This is a genomic window from Shimia sp. SK013 (assembly GCF_001292625.1).
Classification (GTDB): domain Bacteria; phylum Pseudomonadota; class Alphaproteobacteria; order Rhodobacterales; family Rhodobacteraceae; genus Shimia.
The window spans coordinates 20,130-31,782 of sequence record NZ_LAJH01000014.1 but is presented as its reverse complement, the minus strand read 5'-3'; the positions used below and the strand labels follow the sequence as shown (position 1 = coordinate 31,782).

Here is an 11,653-nt window from a genome sequence, read left to right as displayed (position 1 = left end):
GAGGAGAGGCGCCGTCGCTCTAGTCACAAGACCTCCAGGGAGGAGGAGAGGAGATCTTGATCCCGGTTGGGCCTGTTGGCCCGGTGTTCTTTGCGGTGACGTCAGGGAGGAGGAGAGACATCACCGCTGAATTGGAAAGCCTGAGGGAGGAGCGGCTTTCCGAAATTTTTAGTGTTCGCGGCTGGCCTCAGTGGCCAGGCGACGGATCATCGAGCGGTTCAAACCCAGATCAGCGAGATCGCGATCAGACAGGTTCATCAGCTCTGTGTACGTTTCGCGGTACACGCGGTGTTGGCGCCATTTCTCTGCGAGGTTCGAAAGCAGAACCGAGAGGCCGCGGGCTTCGGTGGCGGTTGCCACTGTGTTTGTGTTTGTTACATATGCCATCTTGATACCTCGAGCATCGTGCGGTGTTCGTTTCGTTTCGTCTTGATGATGGTGATATAGGGTGTTGCTGCGACTGCACAATACCCGGCTGTGCAAGGCAGCTATGCGTCTGTGGAATAGGGACGTGGCGTCACTTCGAAAAACGCAACAAAATAGGCAAGATACGGAAAACAAAGGTCTATTTGTGAAGGAAATGTAAAAAAGAGCATGCCTAAAAAGTATGCTGCAATGCAGAAAGTGAGGAAAATGGTGGCGGTAACAAAAGAGTCAGTGCTTGCGACGTTACGTCGGATCTCTCTGCCGGATGGCGGGGATCTTGTGTCGCATGATTTTGTGCGGGCGCTTTCCGTAACGGAAGGTGTGGTGCGGTTTGTGATCGAGGCGCCAAACGCGGAGATCGCGCAGAAAATGGGACCGTTGCGCCAGGCGGCCGAGGATTTGGTGGCATCAATGGATGGCGTCAATGAGGTGTCTGTGGTGTTGACCGCGCATTCGGGCGGGCAGGCAGCGCCTGCTGCGGCCCCTGCCGCGCCGCCGAGCCTGAAAATTGGCGGGCATCCCAAGCCGCAGGCCGGCCCGATGAAGGTGGCCGGTGTGGATCGCATTCTGGCGGTTGGATCCGGCAAGGGGGGCGTCGGCAAATCCACGGTGTCGTCCAACCTTGCGGTGGCGTTGGCCAAGCAAGGGCGCAAGGTCGGTTTGCTGGACGCAGACATCTATGGGCCAAGCCAGCCGCGTATGATGGGCGTGAACAAACGCCCCGCATCGCCGGATGGCAAAACAATCCTGCCGCTGCACGCGCATGGCGTCACGATCATGTCGCTTGGGTTCATGCTGGAGGAGGACAAGCCGGTGGTCTGGCGCGGGCCGATGTTGATGGGCGCGTTGCAGCAGATGCTGACGCAGGTGCAGTGGGGCGATCTGGACGTGTTGATCGTTGATCTGCCGCCCGGCACGGGCGACGTGCAGTTGACGCTGTGTCAGAAGACAGAACTGACAGGCGCAATCGTGGTGAGCACGCCGCAGGATGTGGCGCTTTTGGATGCGCGCAAAGCGTTGGGCATGTTTGATCAGCTTAAGACGCCGGTGTTGGGCCTGATCGAAAACATGAGCCTGTTTCATTGCCCGAAGTGTGGACACGAATCTCACATCTTTGGCCATGGCGGAGTGGCGACGGAGGCCGAGAAGATTGGTGTGCCTCTGCTGGGGGCCTTGCCGATTGATCTGGACACACGGCTGGCAGGCGACGGCGGCACGCCGATTGCCGCAGGCGACAGCGACATGGCGCAGGCGTATGCGCGGATTGCTGAAGGGCTGGTGCGTGGGGGCATGGCCTAAACACGGGCAACAGAACACAGTGAAGGGGCGCCAAAGGGTGCCCCTTTTTTTGTGTGCGCTTACTTACCCGACGGGCTTGCTCTTGAACCCTTGTCAGCGCACCCTTTGACCTGAGGAGAGTGGCGTCGTTGCCGCAGCGTTTGTTGGCAAGCGCAACCGACGGCGCGACCTGCAAGGAGGTGCGCCCATGACATCCAAACCCGAGAACTCCGAGACCGCCGCAGCAGAGACACCTGCGCCACCGGCATTGCCGCAGGTTGGACAGGTAAGCGCCAGCGATATTGTCTTTGCCCTTAGGGCTGGCGTGGCTGATTTTCTGGCGCGCCCGATCATGAGCGGCTTTTTTGGCCTGTTCTATGCGGTGTTCGGATTGCTTTTTGTCTGGAGCCTGCTGTGGCTTGGGCAAATATGGATGATCATTCCAGCCATCATCGGCTTTCCACTGGTGGCGCCATTTGCGGCGGCGGGGCTGTATGAGATGTCGCGCCGCATGCAAGCGGGCGAGTCCTTCGGCTGGGCGGATATCCTCACCGTGATGGCCAATCAGCGCAAACGTGAGATGGGCTGGATGGCTTTTGTCACTTTGTTCATTTTCTGGGTGTGGATTTATCAGATACGGTTGTGGCTGGCGATCATCCTCAAAGATGTGTCGTTCTCGGGCTTTGACGGGTTTGTGACAGCCGTCTTTTTCACGCCGGAAGGTTGGACTTTCCTTGCCGTTGGCACCTGCGCAGGGGCCTTCTTGTCGGCGGCGCTGTTTTCGGTGACGGTTATTGCGATGCCGATGCTGCTTGATCGACAGATCGATTTTGTGTCCGCCATGATCACATCGGTGCGTGCGGTTATGGAAAATCCGCTGGTCATGCTGTGTTGGGCAGCGATCGTGTCGGTGACCATTTTGCTTTCGCTCGTGCCGGCGTTTTTGGGGCTGGTCGTAACGCTGCCAGTACTGGGTCACACCACATGGCATCTTTATCAGCGGATTGTGCCGGCAGATACAAAGTAGCCTGCCCTTGTGTGGGCGGATTTTAGTTTGGCGTGGGGACGGGCATCCCGTCCCCGTTTTGATCAGCCGAGCACTTCGCCGATCATCACTGTGGGGCGGATGTTCGTGAAGTTTGGCACGTCCGCCATCACCGGGCCGGAAGCTGCCATGGCCGCATCCATTGAGGGTTGATCCGGAAAAACGATCGTCGCGATGACATGGTAGGGCGCGGGCACGTCGGGGCCGCCGCCGCCGAGGCCTTTGCTGGCCTGAGCAGAGGTGATGTGCGGGCCCATGTGTTCGGCCACAAGGGCCATATGGGTTGTCGCATAGTAGTCGTGATCAAAAGTGGTGCCTTCGGCAACGGGGTAGAGTACTTGCATTGAAACGGGCATGGTGTCCTCCGTGAATGACCGGTCCTTAGGGACAGTGTAACGGTGCGGCGCATGATTGCGGGGAAAATCGTCGGCAGCGACGCGGCGGCAGGGGGCTTCGGAAGGTGAGGGCCTTATTGGCGGCGCTTTAGGAAATCGCAGAGTTCGGTGAAAAGGATCTTGCGCTCGTCTTCTGACAGGAAGGCGCCGATTTCCACAGTGCGGCCGTTTCCCGAAAGCGTCACGTAGTGAGGCACCGGCCCGCCGGTGACGTGCATGTCCGCTTGTGCCCAATAGACGTTGCACTCCCAGGTTTGAGTTTTGCCCTTGGACGGGCTGTGTACGAGGTGCAGGGTGTCATTTTTCAGGCGTAGCTCTTCGACGACATCCCCGTCTTTGTAAGAGCGCTCCAGCCCCCACCAGAGTGCGGCGATCATCGCAAGGATGAAGGGCAGGATGGTCCAGAAGAAGACGGTGCCCAGAAGCCCGTAAAGCGGGATGGTGCCCATCGTGAAGGCGAAGAGGATCATCGCTGCAAAGCCGCGACGGGGCAGCGAGCGGTGCGGCCACAGGATCAGGACCGGTTTGTCGGGCGCGGGCGTGTCTGTCCAGCGGTGCGGCATTAGGCGGATCTTTCGAAGGGGAGGGGCCAGCCCCTCTTGCCCTGCGGGCAATTCACCCCGGGATATTTGTGGCAAAAGGAAGAGGGGGTGGGTGTCATTGAGCAGCGGTCCTGTTTGTGGCGAGCAGGATGTGGTGGCCGTAGGTGGTGGGATCATCGGCAGCGTGAGTGACGGTTTCAAAGCCGAGACGGGTCAGTGTGAATATGTATTCGTCGGGGTGCAGCGAGGCGTGATAGACGGTTTCGCCAGCGACGGTGCCGGTGACCTCGCCTTCGCTGTGGCCGATGGTCAGCAGCAGATTGCCGCCGGGGGCAGTGAGCGCGGCGAGGCGCGGCAGCAGGGCGCGTTGTTCTGCGACGGAAAGGTGGAAAGTGCCGTCCCAGCTGAGCACGGCGTCGAAGGTGCCTGTGAGCGTGAGATTGGTGAGATCCATCTCGAGGAATGTTGCCTCAGGGACATGAGTGCGGGCCAGTGCGATCATCGCCGGGCTGGCATCAACGCCGGTCAGGAGGTGCCTAAGGTTTGCGATATATTGACCGATCGGGCGGGCTGAGCCGCAGCCGAGGTCCAGCACGCGGGCTGGGGTGGGCAGGCCGGCCAGAAGGCGGTCGATCCATGGGCGCTCGTGCAGGTCCTTGTTGCGGCTTGTATCCCATTGGGTGGCAACGCGGTCGTAGGTGGCGTTGGTTTGGGACTTGATTACGGTAAGGTTGGTCATGGGAAAAGAATGCGCTGAAAGCGTGGGAGAAAAAAGTGATGACCAAAAATTATGATCGCGTTTTGAAAGCCATGAGTTTGTGCTTGATTGAGATAAGGGCGAACGAGAATCTGAAAAAGGCACAGATTTACGCGGATGTTTTTCACAATGTGCCCGGTTGCATCCAGGCAGGCCTGACCGAGGCGGTGATTATAGAGCGGGCGCTCGACATCGCGGAGCGGCACAAAGCCCGTCATATCTTTGAAAGGTACTTTTAGGCGCGCTGGTCATCTTTCGCGTTCGCAAGGGTGGGAAAGAAAGAGGCCCCGGGGCAGTGGTGCGCCGGGGCCTCTTTGATTTTGGTATGAGACCGCTCTTTAGTGCGAGTGGCCTTTGTCCCAGTCTTCCTGCTTTGGCAGGATTTCAAAGGTGTGCTCCGGGGGCGGGCAAGGAAGTGTCCACTCCAGAGTGTCAGCGTATTCGTTCCAGTAGTTGTTCTCGGTCACTTTCGCGCCGCGCAGCAGTGAGTAGATCACGATGCCGAAGAAGAACACAAAAGACGCGAACGACAGGAATGCGCCGTAGGAGCTGATCTTGTTCCAGTAAGCGAAAGCTTCCGGATAATCGATGTAGCGCCGTGGCATGCCCTGACGACCCAAGAAGTGCTGTGGGAAGAAGGTCAGGTTTGCACCGATGAAGAAGGTCCAGAAGTGCAGCTTGCCGGCCCACTCAGGATACATACGACCCGTCATCTTGCCGAAGTAGAAGTAGATCCCGGCGAAGATGGCAAAGACAGCGCCCAAGCTCATCACGTAGTGGAAGTGCGCAACCACGTAGTAGGTGTCGTGGTAGTAGCGGTCCACAGCGGCTTGTGACAGCACGATGCCGGTTACACCGCCTGCGGTGAACAGGAACAGGAAGCCAAACGCCCAGAGCATTGGGGTTTTGAACTCAATCGAGCCGCCCCACATGGTGGCGATCCAGCTGAAGATCTTGACCCCTGTCGGGACCGCAATGACCATCGTGGCAAGCATAAAGTAGGACTGCTGTGTCAGCGACATGCCTACGGTGTACATGTGGTGCGCCCACACGACGAAGCCCAGAGCACCAATCGCGATGATCGCCCAAACCATTGGCAGGTAGCCAAAGACCGGCTTGCGCGAGAAGGTCGCGATCACGTGCGAGATGATACCAAAGCCCGGCAGGATCACGATGTAAACTTCGGGGTGACCAAAGAACCACAGGATGTGCTGATAGAGGATCGGATCACCGCCACCGGCAGGATCAAAGAAGGTTGTGCCGAAGTTACGGTCGGTCAGCAACATGGTGATGGCGCCAGCCAGCACCGGCAGAGCCAGCAGGATTAGCCATGCGGTCACGAAGATCGACCAAGAGAACAGCGGCACTTTGAAGAGCGTCATGCCCGGTGCGCGCATGTTCAGGAAGGTGGTGATCATGTTGATCGCGCCCAAAATCGACGAGGCACCAGAAACGTGCACCGCGAAGATGGCGAGGTCCATGGACATGCCGCCTTCGGATGTGGACAGCGGCGGATAAAGCACCCAGCCGACGCCGGAGCCCAACTGACCGTTGCCACCTGGTGCAAGCATCGAAGCCACACCCAGCGATGTACCAGCCACATAAAGCCAGAACGACAGGTTGTTCATGCGAGGGAAGGCCATATCCGGCGCACCGATTTGCAGTGGCATGAAGTAGTTGCCAAAGCCGCCGAAGAGCGCGGGGATCACCACGAAGAACATCATCAACACACCGTGGTAGGTGATCAGAACGTTCCAGAGGTGGCCGTTTGGAGTACAGGGCCCGTCGCCTGCGCCGAGGCTCAGGAAGCGTGCGCCTTCCAGACACATATACTGAACGCCGGGCTCCATGAGCTCCATGCGCATCAGAACGGTGAAGAATACCGCGATGAAACCGGCCAGCGCGGACACGACCAGATATAGCAGGCCGATGTCTTTGTGGTTGGTGGACATGAACCAGCGAGTGAAGAAGCTGCGCTCGTCATGATGTTCGTGGCCTTGAATGGCTGCGTCTGCCATGCCTCGCCTCCTGTTGATACATTTCTGGGGCGCGCGGATTCTTGCCGACACCCATTCCGGGCTGTTTTTAGGGACTACGGAGCGCAGTCGCAATCTCCGTATTTGACGCAGATCAAAAAAAAGTGTCGCACCCCACCGGAGTTCGGTCAATTTACAAGGTGTCGCAGGGGGCTTGTGTTCTTTATTTGTTCTGATTTGATGGCGGCAAGGGCATGTTACGGAGGACAAAATGGGTGAGAATGGCGAAATGCAAAGGGCCGGATCGGCCCGATTCCAAGAAATGCATAAAATGGGCGCGGGTTTTGTGATGCCCAACCCATGGGATGCAGGGTCGGCGCGGATACTGGAGCAGATGGGATTCGCGGCGTTGGCCACAACCAGCGCGGGATGCGCGGTGAGTGCAGGATATCGCGACGGGGTGGCGGCTGTGTCGCGGGCAATGATTCTTGAAAACGCGGCGGCGATTGTGGCGGCAGTTGATGTGCCGGTCTCGGCAGACCTTGAGGATGGCTTCGGGCCTGCGCCTGAGGTTTGCGCGGAAACCGTGCGGCTGGCGGCTGGCGTCGGTTTGGCGGGGGGCTCAATCGAGGATGTGACTGGCGGGCCGGACGGCGGCGTTTACGAGATTGCAGAAGCGGCGGACCGCGTCGCGGCGGCGGTAGAGGCGGCGCAGGAGGTTGGGTTTGTTTTGACGGCGCGGTCGGAGAACTATCTTGTCGGGCGGCCTGACCTGAGAGACACGATTGCGCGATTGCAGGCTTACGGTGAGGCGGGTGCGGATGTTCTTTATGCACCGGCGTTGCCCGATCTGGATGCGATCAGGACGGTTTGTGCCGAAGTTGATAAGCCGGTGAACGTTGTGATGGGGCTGCGGGCGCCATTGTATTCGGTGACTGAGCTACAAGAGGCGGGCGTGGCGCGGATCAGCGTGGGCGGGTCGATGGCGCGGGCTGCTTATGGTGCGCTGCAGCGCGCCGCGGCCGAAATTTTAGGGCAGGGGTCGTTTGGGTATGCCGCAGAGGCGATGCCGGGTGCGGAGCTGATGGGTATGATGCGTGGGGATGCCTTAGACAAACGGGACCTGTGACTGCGTAAGCGGTCTGTTCTATCCAAAGTAGCGCGCTGTGCGCTTCACCGAAAAGAATGAAGCCCACCGCAGGGTATCTGCGATGGGCGCGGTATCTTGGGTGCGGTCGAAATGCTAACTTAGTTAGTCGGAGGTGGTGCTTTCGGTTGTGTCCTCAGCCGCAGCATCCTCGGCAGGCATTTCCGGACCAACCGAAATCAGGAAGGCCACGACATCTTCGCCGCCTTTTTTGAGCTTGTAGCTCATCTTGGATTTGGCTGCGAAGCCTTGGCCGGACAGCCATTTTTTTGGATCAGCGGAGTAGGCTACCAACTCTTCGGCGGTCCAGACGAACCCGGCCGCGTTGGCATCCATCAGGCCGGGGCCGTATTTGAAGTCTTCGGAACCAGCGACGCGGCCAACCACGCCATAAAGGTTGGGGCCGGTTTTACCGCCCTTTAAGAGCACGTTGCCTTCGGTATCAGCGATGGTGTGGCAGGCTTTGCATTTGTTGAAGCCTTTTTTGCCGGCCTCAGCATCGCCTTCGGCAAATGCCGGGGCGGAGAGGGCGAGTGTTGCAGCAGCGATTGCAAATACGGATTTCATGTCTCTGACCTTTTAAGCTGGAAAAATGGTTCGTCGCGGTCCTGTGGCGTACAGTTTAACAGGCAAACGTCCGAATGAACGCGAAAAAAAGCGAAGGCGACAATCTGTCCGCCCTCGGTAAGGATTTTCGGAGTGTAACACAAAAAACCGAACGCCAGAAAAAGCGCACTTTGATCGTTGCGCCCCTGTTTGGGCCGCCTTCGTGGGCCTCTGAGGTTGGCGGAGGTGACCGCAGGTTGGGAGGAAACCAGAGTCTCAGGAAAACCGTTCGGCAAAAGTTTTTTGCAGCGCACTGTCGAGATCATCCATCGTCACCGGCAGACCCATATCCACCAGAGATGTCACCCCGTAGTCGGTGATGCCGCAGGGTACAATGCCGTCAAAATGGCTGAGGTCTGGCTCGACGTTGATCGAGATGCCGTGGAAGCTGATCCATTTGCGCAGACGGATACCGATGGCGGCGATTTTGTCTTCGGCTTTTTGACCGGTGGCGGTCAACGGTTTGTCGTCGCGTTCGACCCATACACCAACTCGGCCATCGCGGATTTCACCCCGCAGATTGAATTCAGCCAACGTTGCGATCACCCATTTTTCAAGCATCTGCACAAAACAACGCACATCTTTGCCGCGCTTGTTGAGATCCAGCATGACATACGCCACGCGTTGACCCGGACCGTGATAGGTATACTGGCCACCGCGTTTGGAAGTGTAGACAGGGAAACGGTCGGGATCTTTGAGGTCTTCGATGCGGGCAGAGGTGCCCGCGGTGTAGAGCGGTGGGTGTTCCACCAGCCAAATGCATTCGTCTGCCTCACCGCAGTGAATGGCTGCTGCGCGGGCCTCCATGAAGGTCACGGCGGTGTCGTAGTCGGTCAGACCGTCGGTGATGATCCATTCCACCATGGGGTTACTCCGGTATTAGTCCTGCATCTTTGACCGCTGAGACATAAGTGCGGCTGACGGGAATGTCACGTCCGTCAGTTAGACGCAGCATTAAGCGACCGTTTTCGCGGCGCGGTCCCGCAACAGCGGCGCGTGCCACCCAGTGAGATCGGTGCACTTGCAGGCCGTCTACGCCGGTCGCCAGTTCGATGGCGTCGCTCAGGCGCATGAGGACCAGATCGCTGCCGTTGGGGGTTGTGACCTCAACATAATGATCTGTCGCGCTGAGCGACAGAAGCGGGCCGCGTTTTTCCGGCGGAAGGCGGCGTAGAAGGGCATCGGCAGGGCGGGGCGTTTGCGGTGTGTCGTCAGGGGTTTCGTCCAGGCGGTCAAAAGCGACAAAGGCGAGAGTGACGATCAGAGAGATCACGCCGACATTGGCAAACGTGCCGAGCAGATGTTCTGGATCCAGAGGCGAAATGCCAAAGATCTCACGATTGATGGCCGCAAGGATCGCCGTCAGCACGATACCCACGCACAAACCGGCCACAAGCGTCGCCACAAGGTCCGGAAGGCGCGGACGCAGAGCGCAGTGCGCGAAGGTCCCGACGCCAGAGCCGATAAAGAAAGCCGAAGCCGAGAGAAGGATCCAATAGATCAGGCGCGGCAGGGGCGACAGGTGGTCGATGGTTCCGAATGGACCGGACAAGCCCGCAATCAGGCCCACGGCCAAGACGCCAATCCAGACTTTGGGGCTGGTCAGCAGGCGCTGCAATTCGCGCTTCGCCAAGTGCAGAGGCGTGTCGGTCACGCGATTTTCCTTCGGTTCACGCAATGGCGCTGGGCCGGAGCGGGGGAGGTTGCCATCAGATGTCGTGACATTTGTTTACGCAAGGATAGGTCTGAATGGCAACGTTAACTCCATTGATTGAGGCGTCTTTCGCCACGCATGTGCATGTGGCTGCCGCCGTGCTCGCAACTTGTTTGGCGCCGGTTCAAATCATTCGGCGCCAGCGCGGGGCGTGGCATAAGAGGCTGGGCTATGGTTGGGTGTTGGCGATGGGCGTGACCGCGGGGTCTTCTTTTTGGATCACAGGTTTTGAGGTGATGGGGCCGTTTTCACCCATCCACCTCTTGTCGGTTTTGACTTTTCTGGGACTGAGGAGCGGCCTGCGCGCCGCTTGGGCAGGGGATTTTCAGGGGCACGCAGCGGCGATGCGCGGAATGGCGTTTTGGGCGCTGGGAATCGCGGGCGCGCTGACGCTTTTGCCGGGCCGGATTATGCACAAAGTGCTGTTTGCGCAGGTCGAGATGAGCGTCGCGACGGGTGTGATTGCGGCCTTGGTGATCGCGCTGTTTCTGATGGCGTGGAGACGGCGGCGCGAACCCGCCAACAAAATGTGAAATCGATGAATTTTTCGCTTCACTTCCCTGCAAAGGGTGGGTATTAGCCCCTCACCCACCAGGGCAAGTGCGGTCGTGGCGGAATTGGTAGACGCGCAGCGTTGAGGTCGCTGTGGGGTAACACCCGTGGAAGTTCGAGTCTTCTCGACCGCACCAAATCTTTCTGAACAGTGATGGATTTTGAAACGTCCGCCGGCAGGCAGGGCGTTTTTTTGTTGCGCGGCCATTGTTCAGGCATTTCGTCGGGTTGGTTTTCTTATGGATCAAGTATGGCGCTGTTTTCTTTGGCGCGGAAATCACCTCTTCAGAAATAAGAGCAGCGACTGATGTGGCGTTTGGCGGCGGTGCAGGGAAACGTGTACAAATCGCCTGCAAAGCGGATCTGGGGCAAAGAACTCAAAATTACGTTACGGGGCACAATCGGCGACGCCAACGTGGAGGAGTTGATCTTGGCCGCGCCGACGCAGTCGGTCGGCTGTCCGGCTGGGTTCGCGAACCCAGCCAGGCTTCAGTGATCCCGATCTTGCGTGACAAACGCGGCGTTTGTTGATGCCAATGCACAAAAGAAAAGGGCCGCCCAAAGGCAGCCCGAATCGAAAGTCCTGAACGTGGATGCTAGAACAGTTGAACGTCGCCGGAGTTTTCTTCGAGCCGAACTGCGCGGCGGCGGTCGGAGGCGCGGCTGGTTTCATCCATGACAGCGCTGGTTTCGTTCATGAAACGGCGTTGGATTCTGCCGCCTGCAGGCCAGAAGCGAATGTTTCGGCCGCGTTGCCCGCCAAGACAGCAATCCACCAGATTAAAGCCTTCGTTGTGGACAAACCACATTGCGAACTCGGCATTCTTGGCGCCGATGTCGATGCGGCTGTTGAACATTTTGGAGCCGCCGAGCAGTTTGACCTGAATTCGGTCACGGCTGGCACCGGATTGGATTAGGCCGTTCACCAACAGTTCCATTGCGTGCACACCTTCTTGCACCGCACCGCGCGAATTGGGATCGTTTCCGGGCAGAAGGAAGTGGTTCATACCGCCGATGCCGGCAACCTCATCCCACATGCAGGCGGCGACACAGCTGCCCAGCATTGTGGTGAGAACAAGGTCCTGATCCTTTGAGACTTGCACATCCCCTTGCAGCAAAGCTTGCGTGCGAAACCCTTTGAGGGCTTGGGAGTTGTTCTGGCTCATTGGGTCACACTCGTTTCAGCGGAGTTGGGTGTGCGGCACGGGCGTTTGT

General features: G+C 58.5%; 14 protein-coding genes and 1 tRNA gene. 5 read left to right on the top strand and 10 right to left on the bottom strand.

Annotated features, from left to right (window positions below; translation table 11 throughout):
* Nucleotides 1–168: 168 nt before the first annotated feature.
* Entirely contained in the window at nucleotides 169–387 is a 219-nt protein-coding gene (locus tag SHIM_RS13700; protein WP_054003245.1) for a DUF1127 domain-containing protein, read from the bottom strand.
* Nucleotides 388–636: 249 nt separating this feature from the next.
* Here SHIM_RS13700 and SHIM_RS13695 point away from each other — a divergent pair, with 249 nt between their 5' ends.
* Both SHIM_RS13695 and SHIM_RS13690 read left to right on the top strand, forming a co-directional pair.
* Complete coding sequence (locus SHIM_RS13695) at nucleotides 637–1,725, top strand: Mrp/NBP35 family ATP-binding protein (RefSeq protein ID WP_054003403.1); 1,089 nt, start codon at nucleotides 637–639, stop codon at nucleotides 1,723–1,725.
* 187 nt (nucleotides 1,726–1,912) lie between these two features.
* A complete protein-coding gene (locus tag SHIM_RS13690; RefSeq protein ID WP_054003244.1) occupies nucleotides 1,913–2,731 on the top strand; it encodes a DUF2189 domain-containing protein in 819 nt (272 codons plus the stop codon).
* A 62-nt stretch (nucleotides 2,732–2,793) separates the two neighbouring features.
* Here the strand turns inward: SHIM_RS13690 and SHIM_RS13685 are convergent, their stop codons facing one another.
* The 5 genes from SHIM_RS13685 to ctaD form a co-directional block, all read right to left on the bottom strand.
* Nucleotides 2,794–3,105 (bottom strand): EthD family reductase, encoded by a 312-nt coding sequence (locus SHIM_RS13685; protein WP_054003243.1) that lies wholly within the window; start codon nucleotides 3,103–3,105, stop codon nucleotides 2,794–2,796.
* Nucleotides 3,106–3,218: 113 nt separating this feature from the next.
* Complete coding sequence (locus tag SHIM_RS13680) at nucleotides 3,219–3,707, bottom strand: DUF2244 domain-containing protein (protein ID WP_054003242.1); 489 nt, start codon at nucleotides 3,705–3,707, stop codon at nucleotides 3,219–3,221.
* A gap of 94 nt (nucleotides 3,708–3,801) precedes the next feature.
* Nucleotides 3,802–4,425, bottom strand: coding sequence for a class I SAM-dependent methyltransferase (locus SHIM_RS13675; RefSeq protein ID WP_054003241.1), 624 nt, complete (start codon nucleotides 4,423–4,425; stop codon nucleotides 3,802–3,804).
* Entirely contained in the window at nucleotides 4,422–4,661 is a 240-nt protein-coding gene (locus tag SHIM_RS20195; protein ID WP_152926553.1) for a hypothetical protein, read from the bottom strand. Before SHIM_RS20195 ends, SHIM_RS13675 begins: the two co-directional genes overlap by 4 nt.
* Before the next feature lie 120 nt (nucleotides 4,662–4,781).
* Nucleotides 4,782–6,461, bottom strand: a complete 1,680-nt coding sequence (gene ctaD, locus SHIM_RS13665) for a cytochrome c oxidase subunit I (protein ID WP_054003239.1) — start codon at nucleotides 6,459–6,461, stop codon at nucleotides 4,782–4,784.
* Between the two features lie 229 nt (nucleotides 6,462–6,690).
* Here ctaD and SHIM_RS13660 point away from each other — a divergent pair, with 229 nt between their 5' ends.
* Nucleotides 6,691–7,548: an isocitrate lyase/PEP mutase family protein gene (locus SHIM_RS13660; protein WP_054003238.1), complete on the top strand. Its 858-nt coding sequence runs from the start codon at nucleotides 6,691–6,693 to the stop codon at nucleotides 7,546–7,548.
* Between the two features lie 123 nt (nucleotides 7,549–7,671).
* Here the strand turns inward: SHIM_RS13660 and SHIM_RS13655 are convergent, their stop codons facing one another.
* The 3 genes from SHIM_RS13655 to SHIM_RS13645 form a co-directional block, all read right to left on the bottom strand.
* Nucleotides 7,672–8,133 (bottom strand): c-type cytochrome, encoded by a 462-nt coding sequence (locus SHIM_RS13655; protein WP_054003237.1) that lies wholly within the window; start codon nucleotides 8,131–8,133, stop codon nucleotides 7,672–7,674.
* A gap of 255 nt (nucleotides 8,134–8,388) precedes the next feature.
* Nucleotides 8,389–9,036 carry a lipoyl(octanoyl) transferase LipB gene (gene lipB / locus SHIM_RS13650; protein ID WP_054003236.1) on the bottom strand — a complete coding sequence of 216 codons (648 nt, stop codon included), beginning with the start codon at nucleotides 9,034–9,036 and terminating at the stop codon, nucleotides 8,389–8,391.
* A gap of 4 nt (nucleotides 9,037–9,040) precedes the next feature.
* The gene (locus SHIM_RS13645; protein ID WP_193749928.1) at nucleotides 9,041–9,826 is read right to left on the bottom strand and encodes a LytTR family DNA-binding domain-containing protein; all 786 of its coding nucleotides are present in this window, start codon (nucleotides 9,824–9,826) and stop codon (nucleotides 9,041–9,043) included.
* A 95-nt stretch (nucleotides 9,827–9,921) separates the two neighbouring features.
* Here SHIM_RS13645 and SHIM_RS13640 point away from each other — a divergent pair, with 95 nt between their 5' ends.
* A complete protein-coding gene (locus tag SHIM_RS13640; RefSeq protein ID WP_054003234.1) occupies nucleotides 9,922–10,419 on the top strand; it encodes a DUF2306 domain-containing protein in 498 nt (165 codons plus the stop codon).
* A 69-nt stretch (nucleotides 10,420–10,488) separates the two neighbouring features.
* Nucleotides 10,489–10,575 (top strand) — tRNA-Leu (locus SHIM_RS13635).
* A 459-nt stretch (nucleotides 10,576–11,034) separates the two neighbouring features.
* Here SHIM_RS13635 and SHIM_RS13625 read toward each other — a convergent pair.
* Nucleotides 11,035–11,604, bottom strand: coding sequence for a chemotaxis protein CheD (locus tag SHIM_RS13625; protein ID WP_054003232.1), 570 nt, complete (start codon nucleotides 11,602–11,604; stop codon nucleotides 11,035–11,037).
* Between the last annotated feature and the right edge of the window lie 49 nt (nucleotides 11,605–11,653).

Coding starts and splice junctions, on each gene's coding strand:
- SHIM_RS13700 (WP_054003245.1), bottom strand. CDS start 387: ATGGCATATGTAACAAACACAAACACAGTGGCAACCGCCACCGAAGCC.
- SHIM_RS13690 (WP_054003244.1), top strand. CDS start 1,913: ATGACATCCAAACCCGAGAACTCCGAGACCGCCGCAGCAGAGACACCT.
- SHIM_RS13685 (WP_054003243.1), bottom strand. CDS start 3,105: ATGCCCGTTTCAATGCAAGTACTCTACCCCGTTGCCGAAGGCACCACT.
- SHIM_RS13680 (WP_054003242.1), bottom strand. CDS start 3,707: ATGCCGCACCGCTGGACAGACACGCCCGCGCCCGACAAACCGGTCCTG.
- SHIM_RS13675 (WP_054003241.1), bottom strand. CDS start 4,425: ATGACCAACCTTACCGTAATCAAGTCCCAAACCAACGCCACCTACGAC.
- SHIM_RS20195 (WP_152926553.1), bottom strand. CDS start 4,661: ATGACGGGCTTTGTGCCGCTCCGCGATGTCGAGCGCCCGCTCTATAAT.
- ctaD (WP_054003239.1), bottom strand. CDS start 6,461: ATGGCAGACGCAGCCATTCAAGGCCACGAACATCATGACGAGCGCAGC.
- SHIM_RS13660 (WP_054003238.1), top strand. CDS start 6,691: ATGGGTGAGAATGGCGAAATGCAAAGGGCCGGATCGGCCCGATTCCAA.
- SHIM_RS13655 (WP_054003237.1), bottom strand. CDS start 8,133: ATGAAATCCGTATTTGCAATCGCTGCTGCAACACTCGCCCTCTCCGCC.
- lipB (WP_054003236.1), bottom strand. CDS start 9,036: ATGGTGGAATGGATCATCACCGACGGTCTGACCGACTACGACACCGCC.
- SHIM_RS13640 (WP_054003234.1), top strand. CDS start 9,922: ATGGCAACGTTAACTCCATTGATTGAGGCGTCTTTCGCCACGCATGTG.
- SHIM_RS13625 (WP_054003232.1), bottom strand. CDS start 11,604: ATGAGCCAGAACAACTCCCAAGCCCTCAAAGGGTTTCGCACGCAAGCT.